We start from the raw sequence: 15,792 nt of genomic DNA on the forward strand, positions 1-15,792 counted from the left end.
CCATCGACTTCATCATAGAAGAGGACTGCCCCGCGGCCAATCGTTCCTGCCTATCGACGGAATCAGGGAAAATTCCAGAATCGCCCTATGTCGTTCCCAAACCCCCGCCGATGACCTAAGATTGGCAAAGATCTCCCGGCGCGCCAGGGGCTGCGCCGCAAAAAAACGAGGAAAAGCCATGGAACATCGACCGTCGAGTGAAGCCCGCGGCAAGGAACTGGCGCTCTTGTGCCTGGGAGCGCTGGGGGTCGTCTACGGCGACATCGGCACGAGCCCGCTCTATGCGATGAAGGAAGTCTTCGCCGGCAACCATCCCATCGCCCTGGAGCGGGCCAACGTGCTCGGCAGCCTCTCGCTCTTCTTCTGGGCGCTCATCATCATCGTCGCCGTAAAATACGTTATTTTCATCATGCGCGCCGACAACCGCGGCGAGGGCGGCATCATGGCGCTCATCGCGCTCGCGCTGCGCGACACGCGCCCCGGCAGCCGCTCGCAGGCGGTCGTACTCGGCGTCGGCATCCTGGGCGCGGCCATGTTCTACGGCGACGGCATGGTCACGCCGGCCATCTCGGTGCTCTCGGCCGTGGAAGGGCTGCAGATCGCCGCACCGGCGCTGCATCACGTGGTGCTGCCGGTGTCGCTGACGGTGCTCCTCATCCTGTTCTACCTGCAGCACCACGGCACGACGCTCGTCGGGCATGCCTTCGGGCCGGTGATGTTGGTCTGGTTCGTGGTGCTGGCGCTCCTTGGCCTCAACCAGATCCTCGATGCGCCGGAAGTGCTCGCCGCCCTCAGCCCGGCGTACGCAATCTCCTTTCTCGTGCACCATCACGCGATGGCCCTGGTGGCGATGGGCAACGTCGTGCTGGCGATCACCGGGGCGGAGGCGCTCTACGCCGACATGGGGCACTTCGGACGCAAGCCCATCCGGCGCAGCTGGTTCCTGCTGGTCTTGCCCGCGCTGGTGCTCAACTACTTCGGCCAAGGTGCGCTGCTGCTGCGCGACCCTTCCGCAATGCAGAACCCCTTCTATTTCATGGCCCCCGAATGGGCGCTCTACCCCATGCTGGGCCTGGCGACGCTGGCGACCGTCATCGCCTCCCAGTCCGTCATCTCGGGCGCCTTCTCCATCACCCGGCAAGCGATCCAGCTGGGGTTCCTGCCGCGCATGGAAGTACGCCACACCTCGGAGCGCGAGCAGGGGCAAATCTACATACCCGTGCTCAACTGGGCGCTGATGGCCGCGGTGATGCTGCTGGTGCTCGGGTTCCGCTCCTCGAACAACCTCGCGGCGGCCTACGGCCTGGCGGTGACCGGTGACATGGTGATCACCTCGCTTTTGGCCACCGTGGTGGCCGCCCGCGTCTGGGGCTGGGGCTGGGCCCGCGCCGTGGCGCTCTTCGCCTGCTTCCTCGCGGTGGAATTGACCTTCCTCACCGCCAACGTGCTGAAGATTCCCGATGGCGGCTGGTTCCCGCTGTGCGTGGGGCTGGTGGTCTTCGTGGTGATGCTCACCTGGAAGCAGGGGCGGGAACTGCTCATCGAGCGGCTCGAGGGCGGACGCATGAGCCTTGTCGGCTTCATCGAGTCGCTGCGCGGCGGCATGCCGCTGCGCGTGCCGGGCACGGCGGTCTTTCTCAACGCCCACCCCGACCGCGTGCCGCACGCCTTGCTGCACAACCTCATGCACAACAAGATCCTGCACGAGCGCGTAGTGGTGGCCAGCGTGCACTTCGAGGACGTTCCCTACGTGCCACCTGAGGAACGGCTGGAAATCCGGGAGCTGCCGGAGAACTTCTGGCAGGTGATCGTGCGCTATGGTTTCATGGACGAGCCCGATCTGCCAGCCGCGCTCGTCGGCGCCGCCCCCAGAGGGTTGGAGTGCGAGCCGCTCGCCACTTCGTGGTTTCTGGGTCGCGAAACGGTCATTCCCCGCCCCAGTCCCGAGATGCGGCAGTGGCGCAAGCGGATCTTCGTCGCCCTGCATCGCAACGCCGGCAGCGTCACCGCCTTCTTCAAGATTCCGCCCAACCGCGTCGTCGAGCTCGGCACCCAAGTGCTGCTGTAGACGCAACAGCCTCCCGCCGGGAAGGACGGGAGGCGAACCAAAAATCGGGCTTGCTCCTTACGACTGCGCCGGGGCGAGCCGAATCAGATAATCGAACGCCGACAGCGCCGCCTTGGCCCCCTCGCCCATGGCGATGACGATCTGCTTGTAGGGCACCGTGGTGCAGTCGCCAGCCGCGAACACCCCCGGAGCGGAAGTCGTGCAGCGCGCGTCGATCTCGATTTCGCCGAAGCGGTTGCGCGCCACCGCCCCTTCGAGCCAGTCGGTGTTGGGCACCAGGCCGATCTGCACGAACACGCCGGCCAATTCCACCGTATGCTCTTCGCCCGTTGCACGGTCGCGGTAGCGCAGGGCGTTCACCTTGCTCCCATCGCCAAGAATTTCCATGGTCTGGGCGTTGGTGACGATGGTCACGTTGGGCAGGCTCCTGAGCTTGCGCTGCAGCACCGCATCGGCGCGCAGGGCATCGGCGAATTCGATGAGCGTGACGTGCTCGACGATGCCGGCCAGATCGATCGCCGCCTCCACGCCGGAATTGCCTCCGCCGATCACCGCCACTTTCTTGCCTTTGAAGAGCGGCCCGTCGCAGTGCGGGCAGTAGGCCACTCCCCGGCCGCGGTATTCCTGCTCGCCGGGCACGCCCAGCTCCCGCCAGCGCGCGCCGGTGGCGAGGATCACCGCCTTGGCCCCGAGCTCGGCGCCGTTGGCGAGCGCCACCTTCGCCGTCTTGCCCGGCTCGGCGGGAACGTCAAGGCGTACCGCGCGCTGATGATTCATAATATCTACATCATAGGCCTTGACGTGCTCTTCGAGCCCCGCGACGAGCTTGGGCCCCTCGGTCTCCTTCACCGAGATGAAGTTCTCGATGGCGAGCGTGTCCATCACCTGACCGCCGAAGCGCTCGGCCACGATCCCGGTGCGCAATCCTTTGCGCGCGGCGTAGATCGCCGCTGCGGCCCCGGCCGGTCCACCGCCGACGATGAGGATGTCGAACTCGCCTTTCTGGGAGAGCCGCGCCCGCTCGCGCGCTTCGGCCTGCGTGTCGACCTTGGCGAGGATCTCCGGCAGCTCCATGCGTCCTTGGCCGAAGAGCTCGCCGTTGAGATAGACGGTGGGCACGGCCATGATCTGCTTGGCCTCGACCTCGGCGGGGAAGCTCGCCCCGTCGATCATCACCGCCTGCACCTTCGGATTCAAGGCGGCCATGGTGTTGACCGACTGCACCACCTCCGGGCAGTTGTGGCACGACAGCGACACGTACACTTCGAAAGAGAGCGGCGACTCCAGGCTCTTGACCTGCTCGATCACCTCCGGCTCGAGCTTGGGCGGGTAGCCGCTCACCTGCAGCAGCGCGAGAATGAGCGAGGCGAACTCGTGCCCCAGCGGCAAGCCGGCGAAATGCACCCGCGGGGCTTCGCCGGGGCGCGTCACCGCGAACGCCGGGCGCCGACCGCCGGCGACTTCCTCACCCACCGCTTCGCGCACCGTCACCTTGCCGCCGCCGGCAGCGACGATCTCCTGCACCAGCTCGGCCAGCTGCCGACCGCGCTCGCTGTCGTCGAGCGCCGTGACGAGCTCGATCGGCCCGGCGAGCCGGGTCAGATATTGCGTCAAGGCGTTCTTCGTTTCTTGATCGAGCAATGCCATGGTAAATCCCCCCTTCGTCGAAACTTCGGATGAAAAAAGCCCCTCGGCCTCTTTCGGCCGACGTCTCCGTGATGCAAGGAAAAGGCGCCGCCGCCTCGTGCGGACGGTCGGCGCCCGGAATCTGGCTCCAACCGGGAGTGACCGCGGTTGGAATCCAGGCGATCAGATCTTGCCGACCAGATCGATGGAAGGCTTGAGCGTCTCGGCGCCTTCGTTCCACTTGGCCGGGCAGACTTCACCCGGATGCTCGGCCACGTACTTGGCAGCTTTCACTTTGCGCAGCAGCTCGGCGGCATTGCGGCCGATGCTGTTGTCGTTGACCTCCATCCCCTTGATGACGCCGTTGGGGTCGATGATGAAGGTGCCGCGCAGCGCCACGCCTTCTTCCTCGATCAGCACGTCGAAGGCGCGCGCCAGTTTCTGCGCCGGGTCGCCGAGCATGGGATAACGCACTTTCTTGATGGCGGGCGACGCCTCGGCCCAGGCTTTGTGCGTGAAGTGGGTGTCGGTCGACACGGAATAGATCTCGCAGTTGATCTTCTTGAACTCGTCGTACAGATCGGCGAGGTCTTCGAGTTCGGTCGGGCACACGAAGGTAAAGTCGGCCGGATAGAAGACGAACACCGACCAATGGCCGCGCAGATCGGCGTCGGTCACTTCGACGAACTTGCCGTTGTGATAAGCCTGCACTTTGAACGGAACGACTTGGGTGTTGATCAAGCTCATAACGGTTCCTCCTGTCTGGGTTTGCACATGGCGCCGGTCGGCCGACCGGCGGAGGCCCGGCGCTGCTGCCGGTCACCACGCGAACCATTCTAGGTCAGGTTCCAGGCAAAATCCAATCGTTCCTGGCAAACGTCATGATAGTTAAAAACTATCAAAAAAACACATGATTTAAAGCGTTCTCAATGATCCACACTTCCGTCGTGGGCGACGCCTTTCGGGACATGCGCTAGAATTGCCCCTCGAACCGTGCCCGGAGAGGATGATGGACCCGCGTCTGCGCGAAATCCCCTACAACTACACCTCCTTGTCCGACCGTGAGATCGTGATCCGGCTGCTGGGCGAGGAAGCCTGGGCGATCCTGGAGGCCCTGCGCGCCGAGCGCGTCACCGGCCGCTCGGCCCGCATGCTCTTCGAGATTCTCGGCGACATCTGGGTGGTGCGGCGCAACCCCTTTCTCGAAGACGATCTGCTCGCCAACCGCAAGCGGCGCCAGGCACTCGTCGAAGCCCTGCGCCACCGGCTCGACGAGGTGGAGAAACGGCGCGTGGCAAGCGCCGCCGCCGATCCCGAGCGCGCCGCGCGCGTGGCGCGTCTGGTCGAGCTCACGGCGGCCGCGATCGACGCCTTCGAGCGCTCCTTCGGCGAAACCGAACGGCTGCGCAAGGACGTGCTGCGCGTGCTGTCGCGCCACACGCGCCGCGACAACATCCGCTTCGACGGGCACGCACGCGTCTCGCACGTCACCGACGCCACCGACTGGCGCGTGGAGCTGCCCTTCGTCGTGCTCACGCCGGACACCGAAGAGGAAATCGCTCCGCTGGTGCGCGGCTGCATCGAGCTAGGGCTGACCATCATCCCGCGTGGCGGCGGTACCGGCTACACCGGCGGCGCCGTGCCGCTCGATGCGCGCTCGGCCGTCATCAACACGGAGAAGCTCACCTCGCTCGGCCCGGTCGAGGAGGTGGATCTGCCCGGGCGCGAAGGGCCATTGCCGCAGCGCTACCCCACCATCCGCACCGGCGCGGGCGTCGTCACGCAGCGCGTGGCCGATGCCGCGACCGCCGCGGGGCGCGTCTTCGCCGTCGACCCCACCTCGGCCGAAGCCTGCTGCATCGGCGGCAACATCGCCATGAACGCCGGCGGCAAGAAGGCGGTGCTGTGGGGCACGGCGCTCGACAACCTGCTGTGGTGGAAAATGGTCACGCCCGACGGCAACTGGCTCGAAGTCGAGCGGCTCGAGCACAACCTCGGCAAGATCCACGAGCAGGAGACGGTCTACTTCCGCCTGCGCCGCTTCGACGGGCTCACCTACGCGCCTTTGGGCGAGGAGATCATCAGCGCGCCGGGCGCGACGATGCGCAAACCGGGCCTGGGCAAGGACGTCACCGACAAATACCTGCACGGCATCCCCGGCATCCAGAAGGAAGGCACCGACGGCCTCATCGTGGCCGCGCGCTGGGTGCTGCACAAGATGCCGCCGGTCACGCGCACCGTCTGCCTCGAATTCTTCGGCCAGGTGCGCGACGCGGTGCCGGCCATCGTCGAGATCACCGACTACTTCAAGCCCGGCGGCGAAGGGCACGCAGCCGGAGTGCAACTGGCCGGCCTCGAGCACCTCGACGAGCGCTACGTCAAGGCCGTGGGCTATACCACCAAGGCCAAGCGCCGCGGTCGGCCCAAGATGGTGCTGGTGGGCGACATCGTCGGCCACGACGAAGAGGCGGTGATGCGCGCCGCCTCCGACGTGGTGCGGATGTGCAACAAGCGCGACGCCGAAGGTTTCATCGCCGTCACCCCCGAGCAGCGCAAGCGCTTCTGGCTCGAACGCTCCCGCACCGCGGCCATTTCCCGGCATACCAACGCCTTCAAGATCAACGAAGACGTCGTCATTCCCCTGCCCAAGATGGGCGAGTACTGCGACGCCGTCGAGCGCATCAACATCGAGCTGTCGCTCGACAACAAGCTCGCCCTGTGCGACCGGCTCGAAGCCTTCCTGCGCGAACCCAAGCTGCCGCTCGATCCGGGCGACGCCGACCTGCCGCCGGAGACGCTCATCGGCGAGAAGCGCGAGCACGCGCTCGAGCTCGTCGACGCGGTGCGCCGGCGCTGGCGCTGGCTGCGCGACCACCTCGACCTGCCGCTCGCCGAAGCCGAGCCGCACTTCGCCGCATACGGCATCGAAGCGGGCGAACTCACCAACCAGGCCGAGGCGCTCACGCTCTTCCACCGCCTGCAGGACTACTCCATCCGCGTCTCCTGGAAACGCGAACTGCGCCCGGGGCTCATGCGCATTTTCGACGGCGACGTCTTCCGCCCCACGCGCGAGCGCATCCTCGAGCTCCACGAGCAGGTCAAGCGCGGTCGGCTCTTCGTGGCGCTGCACATGCACGCCGGCGACGGCAACGTGCATACCAACATCCCGGTCAATTCCGACGACTATGAAATGCTGCAGACCGCCAACCGCGTGGTCGACCGCATCATGGCGGTGGCGAAGTCGCTGGGCGGGGTCATCTCCGGCGAGCACGGCATCGGCATCACCAAGATCGACTATCTCGACGAGGAGCAGCTTCGCCCCTTCTGGGACTACAAACGCCGCATCGACCCCAAGGGGGCGTTCAACCGCGGCAAGCTCATGCCTGGCGGCAACCTCTCCCGCGCCTACACGCCCTCGTTCAACCTGCTCGGGCACGAGTCGCTCATCATGGAGCAGACCGAGATCGGGGCGATCGCCGACGACATCAAATCCTGCCTGCGCTGCGGCAAATGCAAACCCGTGTGCTCGACGCACGTGCCGCGCGCCAATCTCCTCTACAGCCCGCGCGACAAGATCCTCTCCACCTCGCAGCTCATCGAGGCGCTGCTCTACGAGGAGCAGACGCGCCGCGGCGTGTCGCTGGCGCACTGGGCCGAGTTCGAAGACATCGGCGATCACTGCACCGTCTGCCACAAGTGCGAGAAACCCTGCCCGGTGGACATCGACTTCGGCGACGTCTCGATCAAGATGAGGAACCTGCTGCGCAAGCAGGGGAAGAATTCCTTCAACCCGGGCACGAAGGCGGCGATGCTGCTGCTCACGATCAAGGACCCGACCACGGTCAAGCTCGTGCGCAAGACCATGGTCGAGTGGGGCTACAAGGCGCAGCGCCTGGCGCATCATTGGGCCAAGCGCCTCGGGCTCATCCAGGAGCAGACGCGCCGCCCGCCGCTCACCGTGGGCAAGCCGCCGATCCGCGAGCAGGTGATCCACTTCGTGAACAAGCCCATGCCGGGCAATCTGCCCAAGCGCACGGCACGGCAACTCCTCGACATCGAGGACCAGACGGTGATCCCGGTGATCCGCAACCCGCAGGTGCCGGCGGGCGAGTCGGAAGCCGTGTTCTACTTCCCCGGCTGCGGCTCCGAGCGCCTCTTCAGCCAGGTGGGTCTGGCCACCCAGGCCATGCTCTACCACGTGGGCGCCACCACGGTGCTACCGCCGGGCTACCTCTGCTGCGGCTATCCGCAAACGGCCGCCGGCAACGACGACAAGGGGCAGCGCATCACCACCGAGAACCGCGTGCTCTTCCATCGCGTGGCCAACACGCTCAACTATCTCGACATCAAGACCGTGGTCGTCTCCTGCGGCACCTGCATGGACCAGCTGCTCGACTACCACTTCGAGCAGATCTTCCCTGGCTGCCGCCTGCTCGACATCCACGAATACCTGATGGAGAAAGGCATCGCGCTCGATGGCATTCCCGGCGTGCGCTACATGTACCACGAGCCCTGCCACACGCCGATGAAGCAGTACGCCGGCATCGAGGTGACGAAGAAACTGCTGGGCACCGAGGTCGTGCTCAACGACCGCTGCTGCGGCGAATCGGGAACGCTCGCCGTCACGCGGCCGGACGTGTCGACGCAGGTGCGTTTCCGCAAGCAGGAAGAACTGGAGAAGGACGCCGCGCGGCTTCGCGCCGACGCCGCGCCGGGCACGCCGGTGAAGGTGCTCACCTCCTGCCCCAGCTGCCTGCAGGGGCTGAGCCGCTTCGAGCACGACGCGGGAGGGCTGGATGCCGATTACGTGGTGGTGGAACTGGCGAAGCACCTGCTCGGCCCTGAGTGGCTCGAGCGCTACGTCGAGGCCGCCAACCGCGGCGGGATCGAGCGCGTGCTCCTGTGAGCTTGGCGCGGCCCGTCTGTGGGACGGGCCGCGCCGGGATCATCGCCCCTGCTGCTGTGCGCGCAAGGCTTCTTCGAGCTCACGGCGCTCGGCAGCGAGGCGCTCCGCCGCCGTGCGCCGCTCGTCCAAGAGGCGCTGCAGGGTCGGCACGAGCGCATCGGGGTCCGTCCCCTCGGCGAGCAGGGCGCGGATCTGGGCGATCTGCCGGTCGTAGTCGGCCAACTGCGCGTCGCGCCAGGCATCGAACGCCTGCAACGTCGGAAAAGCCTGCAGCAGACGCTCCTGCTTGCGGCGCAGGCCCTGTTCCTGCGGCGAGAGCGCCCCGGCCCCGCTTGCCTCCTGACGCTGCGCCCGCTCGGCCGCCGGATCGATCACCTTGCGGATCATGCCGCTGTCGTCGACCAGCCAGTATTTGCGCCCATAACACTCGGCGGGCAACGGGTTGCCGCACACGCGCCGGCCGTTGGCATCGTCGCAGCATGCCACCCCGGTCGGGCCGCCCGCCGTGGCCGACGCCATGACCGCCGCCAGCGCCCCCATCAAGACCCCACCCCCGATCCACCGCCCCATCGTCCCCGGCCCTCACGGCTCGATCCGCATATGATATGCGATAAGGACGATCGATACCACGTCCACCTTGGCATGGGCGTGCCGGGAGGACTTTCTCATGCGCGGCGCGCCGCCTCGCCCTGCACGCCATAGCGCTCGCGATACGCCCGCACCGCCGGTAGGTGCTCGCGCAGCCGCGGATCGTCGGCAAGCAGCGCAAGCAAGTCCTCGAGCGTGGCTACGGCGATCACGGGGATGCCGAAGCGCCGGCTCACTTCCTGGGCGGCGGACTCCTCGCCCTCGCCGCGCTCCATACGATCGAGCGCGATCACGACGCCTGCCGGCTCCGCCCCGTGGGCGCGGATGAGCTCGATCGAGGCCCGCACCGAAGTGCCCGCCGAGATCACGTCATCGACGATGAGGATGCGCCCGTGCAGCGGCGCGCCGATGAGCCGCCCCCCTTCGCCGTGGTCCTTGGCTTCCTTGCGATCGAACGAAAAAGGCTTATCGAGGCCGCGCTCGGCCAGACGAATCGCCACGCCCGTCACCAAGGGAATGCCCTTGTACGCCGGCCCGAAGAGTCCGTCGAAGGCGATGCCGCTTGCGCGGATCGCCTCGACGTAGAAGCCGCACAGGGCGCGAAACGAGGCGCCGTCGTCGAAGAGCCCCGAATTGAAGAAATACGGCGAGCGCCGCCCGGCCTTGGTGACGAACTCGCCGAAGCGCAGCACCCCCTTCTCGCAGGCCAGGCGCAGGAATTCCCGGCTAAAATCCATGAACTTCCCCTTTTTTCATGCACGCAACGGGCGGCAATGGTACGCGCCGGCCCGCCGCGCCGCAAGCCGCCCTGGAGACGACATGACCCTGCGCATCCTCACGCTGAACCTCAACGGCATCCGCTCTGCCGCCGACAAAGGCTTCTTTCGCTGGTTGCCCACGCAAGACGCCGACCTCGTTGCCGTGCAAGAGCTCAAGGCGCAGGAAAAGGACCTCGCCGCAGCCATGCGCCACCCCGACGGCTACAGCGGGCACTTTCATTTCGCCGAGAAAAAGGGCTACGCCGGGGTCGGCCTCTACCTGCGCACGCCCCCGCTCGAGCTCGTCCGCGGCATCGGCGAGCCCGAATTCGACGCCGAAGGGCGCTACCTCGAGGCGATCTACCCCGGTCTCTCGGTGGTCTCGCTCTATCTTCCTTCCGGTTCGGCCGGCCCCGAGCGGCAGGCATCCAAGTTCCGCTTCATGGAGGCGTTCTTTCCCAAGCTGCGCGAACTGCGCCACTGCGGCCGCGAGGTGGTGATCTGCGGCGACTGGAACATCGCCCACACCGAGAAAGATCTCAAGAACTGGCGCAGCAACCAGAAGCACTCCGGCTTTCTGCCCGAAGAGCGCGCCTGGCTCACCCGCGTGTTCGACGAACTGGGCTGGGTCGACGTCTATCGCCGCCTCTACCCCGAAGCCACGGAAGAAGGCTACACCTGGTGGTCCAACCGCGGCCGCGCCTGGGAAAAGAACGTCGGCTGGCGCATCGACTACCAGATCGCCACCCCCGGCATCGCCGCCACCGCCCGCGCCGCCCGGGTCTACAAGGACGAGCGCTTCTCCGATCACGCCCCGCTCATCGTCGATTACGCCTTCGCCCTGGCGCAAAATCCGCGATAATTTCACCTTTTCGTCACGAGAGCGCCACGATGAACCCCAAAGTCGAAGCCATGCGCCGCGTGCTCGCCCAGGCCGAATGCATCGCCGATTCCGCCGAGGTGCAGCGCGCCATCGACCGCATCGCCGCCGAGATCACGGAAGTGCTCGCCGAACGCGACCCGCTCGTGTATGTGGTCATGAAAGGCGCCGTCGTCTTCGCCGGCCAGATCCTGCCGCGGCTGCGCTTTCCGCTGGAAGTCGCCTACCTGCACGCCACGCGCTACCATGACACCACCGCCGGCAGCCGGCTGGAGTGGCGCGTCGAACCCACCGCGCCCATCGAAGGGCGACCCGTGCTCGTGCTCGACGACATCCTCGACGAAGGCTATACGCTCGCCGCGGTGATGCAGCGCCTGCGCGACGAAGGCGCCGAAGACGTCTATCTCGCGGTGCTGTGCCACAAGCGGCACGAACGCAAGGCCTATCCCGGCATGCGGGCGCACTTCACCGGCCTGGAGATCCCCGACCGCTACGTCTTCGGCTACGGCATGGACTATAAAGGGTACTGGCGCAACGCCGACGGCATCTACGCCGTACGGGAACCCTGAGGAGGATTCACCATGCTCGTCACCTTCAAATCCGACGCCGATGCCGACATCGTCATGTACCGCAAGCACGCCGAACCCATCCTGCAGATGCTCGGCAAGGACGTCGAACGCGGCATCCTCACGCCCGAAGAACTGCCGCAGGCCATCGCCCAGCTCGAAGCCGCGATCGAGGCCGACCGCCAGGCGCACCCTGGCCTGGACGAGACCGAGGAAGAAAAGGCCAAGGAAGAAGGCAAGGAGCCGCCAGTGGAATTCCACCGCCGCGCTTGGCCGCTGCTGCAGATGATGAAGCGCGCGCTCGCCGAGAAGAAACCGGTCGTCTGGGGCATCTGACCCGCCCTGCACCGTCGGCCTCGCCGCCCAACCGGCGGAGGAAAACGGCTACGCCAGCGGCTGCACCACCCCTTCGCAGCCCACGAGCACCGGTTCCACCTCCAGCCGCACACCGAAACGCTCGGCCACCGTTTCGCGCACGCGGCGCGCGAGCGCGAGGAAATCCGCTCCTTTCGCTCCCCCCGCGTTGCACAGCACCAGCGCCTGGCGCTCATGCACCGCCGCGCCCCCTTCGCGCACCCCTTTGAGGCCGCAGCGCTCGATCATCCAGCCTGCGGCGAGCTTGACGCGCCCATCCGGCAAGGCGTGGCGCGGCAGCTCGGGATGGTGCGCCGCCAGGCGTTCGGCCACCTCGGGCGATACCACCGGGTTCTTGAAGAAACTGCCGACGTTGCCCTGCACGCGGGGATCGGGCAGTTTGCGCGCCCGGATCTCGGCCACCGCCGCGTACACTTCGGCGGGCGAGACGTCTTGCCCCAGGCCGGCGAAGCGGCGCTGCAAATCGGGATAGTCGAGCCGCGGCGGCTCGTTCCGCGGCAGGCGGAAGGTCACCGCCGTGATCACCAGGGAAGCAGACTCCCGCGCCTTGAAGCGGCTCGTGCGGTAGCCGAAACCGCACTCGGCGGTCGGCAGCCGCCACGCCAGCCCCGTGTCGCGCTCCACCCCTTCGACCCAGGCGATGCGCTCGCCCACCTCCAGCCCGTAGGCGCCGACGTTTTGCACCGGCACCGCCCCCACGCTGCCGGGAATGGCGGCGAGGTTCTCCAGCCCACCCCAGCCCTGCGCCACGCACCAGCGCACGAACCCGTCCCACGGCTCCCCGGCGGCCGCGCGTACGAGCCGGGCCGCGTCGTCTTCCGCCAGCAGTTCGCGCCCGCGGGTAGCCAGGCGCACCACCCGTCCGGCGAAGTCTTCGAGGAAGACGACGTTGCTGCCCCCGCCCAGCACCAGCTCCGGCATCGGCGCGGCTTCGCGCCGCTCGCGCCAGCGGGCGAGATCGGCTTCTTCTTCCAGCACGAGCAGTTCGCGCGCCCGGGCGGGCACCCCGAGGGTAGTCCAGGCCGAAAGATCGACGTCCGTGAAACGCTGCATCATTCCCCTTGATCCGGACCGATGGGAAAGAGCCGGTCGTAGCACCAGTTGAAGACGTAAGCATAAACGGTATAGGCGAGCGCGAGCCCCAGATCGGCCACGAGCGCCTCGAGCCATCCCAGGCCGGTCCAGGCGACGATCAGCGGCAAGGTGAGGAACAGGAGCCCGCCCTCGAACCCGAGCGCGTGCACGATGCGCCACGAAGGGGGGCGCAGGTCGGCACGGCGGCCCGCCAGACGCGCCTCCAGCCGGTCGAACACCGTGTTGTAGAGGGCATTCCACAGCGCGGCGATGAGCGCAAGGAGCGCCAGCAAACCCAAGGAATCGAGCACCGGCGCGCCGCTCGCCCAAGAAAAAGGCGGCGTGATGAGCACGAGACCGCCGGCTTCGAACGCCAGCACCTGGCGCAGGCGATCGCGCCAGGTGCGCAAGGCCACGCCGCCATCCTTCGCCCGGAACGTCTGGTTGCGCTCTTCCATCGGCGGCGATTGTACCGCCCCACCCCAGGTAAACCCTAGTTTGCAGGGGGCGGTTTTTCCGCTATCCTGCCCCGCCAAGATCGGGATCCTGGGAGGGACGAGGGTGGCGATGCTCGAACTGGAAGGCATCGTGATGGCCTTTGGCGGCTTTCGTGCCGTCGACGGCGTCACGCTGCGCGTCGAGGAAGGGCAGGTGCTCGGGCTCATCGGTCCCAACGGCGCGGGCAAGACGACGCTCTTCAACGTAATCGCCGGAGCCTATACGCCCACGGCCGGCACCATCCGTTTCCTGGGCGAAGACATCACGCGGCTGCGCACCGACGAGCGTTTCCACAAAGGGCTGGTGCGCACCTTCCAGATCCCGCACGAATTCCACCGTCTGAGCGTGCTGGAAAACCTCATGGTGGTGCCGCCGCACCAACCGGGCGAGAACCTCTTCGCCAACTGGTTCGACTGGCGAAAGGTTCGCCGCGTAGAGGAAGAGGTGCGGCAGAAGGCGATCGAGGTGCTCGCCTTCCTCGAACTCACCCACGTGGCCAACGAGCGCGCCGGACATCTCTCTGGCGGACAGAAGAAACTGCTGGAGCTCGGCCGCACCATGATGACCGACGCGAAACTCGTGCTCCTCGACGAACCGGCGGCCGGGGTGAACCGCACCCTGCTGCGCAAGCTCGAAGAGAAGATCCAGATCCTCAACCGGGAATGGGGCTACACCTTCATCCTCATCGAACACGACATGGAGATGATCGCCAAGCTCTGCCACCCCGTCGTCTGCATGGCCGAAGGCAAGGTGCTCACCCAGGGGGAATTCCTCGACGTGCGCAACGACCCCCGCGTGCTCGAAGCCTATCTGGGCGAAACGGTGACGGAGGAAGCCGCATGAATGCGACCACGGCCCGCGACCGCCCCCAGCCCATCCTCGTCATGCACCAGGTGCGCGGTGGCTATGGCGATGCCGACATCCTGCAGGGCGTCTCGCTCGCGGTGATGCCGCAGGAAATCGTGGTCATCGTCGGCCCCAACGGCGCGGGCAAGTCGACGGCGATGAAGGCGGTGTTCGGGCTGGTGCGCATCCGCAGCGGTGCCATCGTCTTCGACGGCGAGGACATCACCGGCTGGAGCCCGGATCGTATCGTGCGCCGCGGCATCTCCTACGTGCCGCAGGTCGACAACGTCTTTCGCGAGATGACGGTGCATGAGAACCTTGAAATGGGGGCTTTCCTCTCCAAGGGTGATCTGAGCGCGGCCTTCGATCGCATCTACGCCCTCTTCCCCGACCTGAAGGCCAAGCGCCACGCCCTCGCCGGCGACCTCTCCGGCGGGCAGCGCCAGATGGTGGCCATGGGCCGCGCCCTCATGCTCGAGCCCAAGCTCTTGCTGCTCGACGAGCCCACCGCCGGGCTCTCCCCCAAGTACATGCAGCAAATCTTTCAAATCTGCCGCGACGTGCGCGACTCGGGCGTGTCGATCCTGCTGGTGGAGCAGCACGCCAAACAGGCGCTCGCCTTCTGCGACCGCGGCTACGTGCTCGCCACCGGTGCCAACCGTCACGAAGGCAGCGGTCGCGAGCTTCTCGAAGATCCCGAAATCGCCCAGATGTTCCTCGGCGGATGAAGGGCCGACCATGATGGAATTCCTCAACTTCTACGTCGTTCCCGGCATCGTGACCGGCTCGGTCTATGCACTCGGGGCGATCGGCATCACGCTCATCTTCGGCATCCTGCGCTTCGGCCATTTCGCCCACGGGGACCTCGCCACCAGCGGAGCCTATCTCGCCCTGGGCGCGACGGCGCTGCTCGGACTCACGCCCTGGGCGGCGCTGCCGGTGGCGATGGTCCTCACGGCGCTCCTTGCCTATGGCATTCACCGCCTCTTCTACCGCCATCTCGAATCCCGGCCCAAGATCCTCACCGTGATCGCCTCGCTCGGCATCGGCATGATGCTGCGCTCCATCGTCCAGGTCGTCTGGGGCGTGGATCCGCTCGCCTACGGCAGCGGCATCGCCCGGGCCCAAGCCTTCGGCCCCCTGATGCTGCGCCCGCGCGAGATCGCCACGCTCGCGCTCACGCTCGCGCTGGTGGCGGCACTGCTCGCCTTCCTGCGCTACAGCAAGTGGGGCAAGGCGATGCGGGCAATGTCGGACAACCCCGATCTGGCGCGCCTGTGCGGCGTCGACAACGACCGGGTCACGCGGCTCACCTGGTTCATCGTCGGCGCGCTCGCGGCCGCCTCGGGCTTTTGCCTGGGCATCAACACCGAACTCACCACCATGATGGGCTGGTCGGCGATGCTGTCGATGTTCGCCGCCGCGGTGCTGGGCGGCGTGGGGCGCGTGGAAGGGGCGGTGGTGGGCGGTCTGGTGATCGGCCTTGCCGAGGAACTCTCGGTACTCCTCGTGCCCGGCCCCTACAAATCGGCCACCGCCTTCGTGATCCTGCTCGCCATCCTGCTGCTGCGGCCGCAGGGCATCTTCAAGGGCAAAGTGCTGTAAGG

At 66.8% G+C, this 15,792-nt stretch carries 14 protein-coding genes; 8 read left to right on the forward strand and 6 right to left on the reverse strand.

The window, feature by feature from the left end; genetic code table 11:
* Positions 1 to 178: 178 nt before the first annotated feature.
* Positions 179 to 2,068 carry a potassium transporter Kup gene (locus tag EPD82_RS01755; protein WP_055422460.1) on the forward strand — a complete coding sequence of 630 codons (1,890 nt, stop codon included), beginning with the start codon at positions 179 to 181 and terminating at the stop codon, positions 2,066 to 2,068.
* Positions 2,069 to 2,125: 57 nt separating this feature from the next.
* On the opposite strand, the gene ahpF is transcribed toward EPD82_RS01755, so the two are convergent.
* Complete coding sequence (gene ahpF, locus EPD82_RS01760) at positions 2,126 to 3,709, reverse strand: alkyl hydroperoxide reductase subunit F (protein ID WP_055422717.1); 1,584 nt, start codon at positions 3,707 to 3,709, stop codon at positions 2,126 to 2,128.
* Between the two features lie 168 nt (positions 3,710 to 3,877).
* Complete coding sequence (gene ahpC, locus EPD82_RS01765; protein ID WP_141054704.1) at positions 3,878 to 4,441, reverse strand: alkyl hydroperoxide reductase subunit C; 564 nt, start codon at positions 4,439 to 4,441, stop codon at positions 3,878 to 3,880.
* Between the two features lie 262 nt (positions 4,442 to 4,703).
* On the opposite strand from ahpC, the gene EPD82_RS01770 reads away from it, so the two are divergent.
* Positions 4,704 to 8,600, forward strand: coding sequence for a DUF3683 domain-containing protein (locus tag EPD82_RS01770; RefSeq protein WP_055422458.1), 3,897 nt, complete (start codon positions 4,704 to 4,706; stop codon positions 8,598 to 8,600).
* Positions 8,601 to 8,639: 39 nt separating this feature from the next.
* Here the strand turns inward: EPD82_RS01770 and EPD82_RS01775 are convergent, their stop codons facing one another.
* Together EPD82_RS01775 and pyrE are read right to left on the reverse strand one after the other, a co-directional pair.
* Entirely contained in the window at positions 8,640 to 9,170 is a 531-nt protein-coding gene (locus EPD82_RS01775) for a hypothetical protein (RefSeq protein ID WP_141054708.1), read from the reverse strand.
* Between the two features lie 95 nt (positions 9,171 to 9,265).
* On the reverse strand, positions 9,266 to 9,925 hold the full coding sequence (gene pyrE, locus EPD82_RS01780) for an orotate phosphoribosyltransferase (RefSeq protein ID WP_141054711.1): 660 nt from the start codon (positions 9,923 to 9,925) through the stop codon (positions 9,266 to 9,268).
* 82 nt (positions 9,926 to 10,007) lie between these two features.
* Between pyrE and EPD82_RS01785 the strand changes: the two genes are divergently transcribed.
* Genes EPD82_RS01785 through EPD82_RS01795 form a run of 3 tightly spaced genes read left to right on the forward strand, consistent with a single transcriptional unit; the run spans position 10,008 to position 11,728 of the window.
* Positions 10,008 to 10,808 (forward strand): exodeoxyribonuclease III, encoded by an 801-nt coding sequence (locus EPD82_RS01785; RefSeq protein WP_141054714.1) that lies wholly within the window; start codon positions 10,008 to 10,010, stop codon positions 10,806 to 10,808.
* 29 nt (positions 10,809 to 10,837) lie between these two features.
* Positions 10,838 to 11,395 (forward strand): hypoxanthine-guanine phosphoribosyltransferase, encoded by a 558-nt coding sequence (locus EPD82_RS01790; protein WP_141054717.1) that lies wholly within the window; start codon positions 10,838 to 10,840, stop codon positions 11,393 to 11,395.
* Positions 11,396 to 11,407: 12 nt separating this feature from the next.
* Entirely contained in the window at positions 11,408 to 11,728 is a 321-nt protein-coding gene (locus EPD82_RS01795; protein WP_141054719.1) for a DUF1840 domain-containing protein, read from the forward strand.
* Positions 11,729 to 11,776: 48 nt separating this feature from the next.
* Here the strand turns inward: EPD82_RS01795 and murB are convergent, their stop codons facing one another.
* Positions 11,777 to 12,823 (reverse strand): UDP-N-acetylmuramate dehydrogenase, encoded by a 1,047-nt coding sequence (gene murB, locus EPD82_RS01800; RefSeq protein ID WP_141054722.1) that lies wholly within the window; start codon positions 12,821 to 12,823, stop codon positions 11,777 to 11,779.
* The gene (locus EPD82_RS01805) at positions 12,820 to 13,377 is read right to left on the reverse strand and encodes a PACE efflux transporter (RefSeq protein ID WP_206202137.1); all 558 of its coding nucleotides are present in this window, start codon (positions 13,375 to 13,377) and stop codon (positions 12,820 to 12,822) included. The genes murB and EPD82_RS01805 overlap by 4 nt, the downstream gene beginning before the upstream one ends.
* Positions 13,378 to 13,408: 31 nt before the next feature.
* Here EPD82_RS01805 and EPD82_RS01810 point away from each other — a divergent pair, with 31 nt between their 5' ends.
* The 3 genes from EPD82_RS01810 to EPD82_RS01820 are packed head-to-tail and all read left to right on the forward strand — an operon-like array spanning position 13,409 to position 15,790.
* Positions 13,409 to 14,182, forward strand: a complete 774-nt coding sequence (locus tag EPD82_RS01810; protein ID WP_055422450.1) for an ABC transporter ATP-binding protein — start codon at positions 13,409 to 13,411, stop codon at positions 14,180 to 14,182.
* Positions 14,179 to 14,913 carry an ABC transporter ATP-binding protein gene (locus tag EPD82_RS01815; protein ID WP_055422449.1) on the forward strand — a complete coding sequence of 245 codons (735 nt, stop codon included), beginning with the start codon at positions 14,179 to 14,181 and terminating at the stop codon, positions 14,911 to 14,913. The genes EPD82_RS01810 and EPD82_RS01815 overlap by 4 nt, the downstream gene beginning before the upstream one ends.
* Before the next feature lie 13 nt (positions 14,914 to 14,926).
* Complete coding sequence (locus EPD82_RS01820) at positions 14,927 to 15,790, forward strand: branched-chain amino acid ABC transporter permease (RefSeq protein ID WP_141054864.1); 864 nt, start codon at positions 14,927 to 14,929, stop codon at positions 15,788 to 15,790.
* Positions 15,791 to 15,792: the final 2 nt, after the last annotated feature.

The organism is Tepidiphilus succinatimandens, assembly GCF_006503695.1.
Taxonomy (GTDB): Bacteria; Pseudomonadota; Gammaproteobacteria; order Burkholderiales; family Rhodocyclaceae; genus Tepidiphilus; species Tepidiphilus succinatimandens.

Excerpts from the sequence above, each read along its gene's own strand:
- ahpC (WP_141054704.1), bottom strand. The coding sequence starts at position 4,441 with ATGAGCTTGATCAACACCCAAGTCGTTCCGTTCAAAGTGCAGGCTTAT.
- EPD82_RS01755 (WP_055422460.1), top strand. The coding sequence starts at position 179 with ATGGAACATCGACCGTCGAGTGAAGCCCGCGGCAAGGAACTGGCGCTC.
- pyrE (WP_141054711.1), bottom strand. The coding sequence starts at position 9,925 with ATGGATTTTAGCCGGGAATTCCTGCGCCTGGCCTGCGAGAAGGGGGTG.
- EPD82_RS01770 (WP_055422458.1), top strand. The coding sequence starts at position 4,704 with ATGGACCCGCGTCTGCGCGAAATCCCCTACAACTACACCTCCTTGTCC.
- EPD82_RS01810 (WP_055422450.1), top strand. The coding sequence starts at position 13,409 with ATGCTCGAACTGGAAGGCATCGTGATGGCCTTTGGCGGCTTTCGTGCC.
- EPD82_RS01785 (WP_141054714.1), top strand. The coding sequence starts at position 10,008 with ATGACCCTGCGCATCCTCACGCTGAACCTCAACGGCATCCGCTCTGCC.
- EPD82_RS01815 (WP_055422449.1), top strand. The coding sequence starts at position 14,179 with ATGAATGCGACCACGGCCCGCGACCGCCCCCAGCCCATCCTCGTCATG.
- EPD82_RS01775 (WP_141054708.1), bottom strand. The coding sequence starts at position 9,170 with ATGGGGCGGTGGATCGGGGGTGGGGTCTTGATGGGGGCGCTGGCGGCG.
- EPD82_RS01790 (WP_141054717.1), top strand. The coding sequence starts at position 10,838 with ATGAACCCCAAAGTCGAAGCCATGCGCCGCGTGCTCGCCCAGGCCGAA.
- EPD82_RS01795 (WP_141054719.1), top strand. The coding sequence starts at position 11,408 with ATGCTCGTCACCTTCAAATCCGACGCCGATGCCGACATCGTCATGTAC.
- EPD82_RS01820 (WP_141054864.1), top strand. The coding sequence starts at position 14,927 with ATGGAATTCCTCAACTTCTACGTCGTTCCCGGCATCGTGACCGGCTCG.
- murB (WP_141054722.1), bottom strand. The coding sequence starts at position 12,823 with ATGATGCAGCGTTTCACGGACGTCGATCTTTCGGCCTGGACTACCCTC.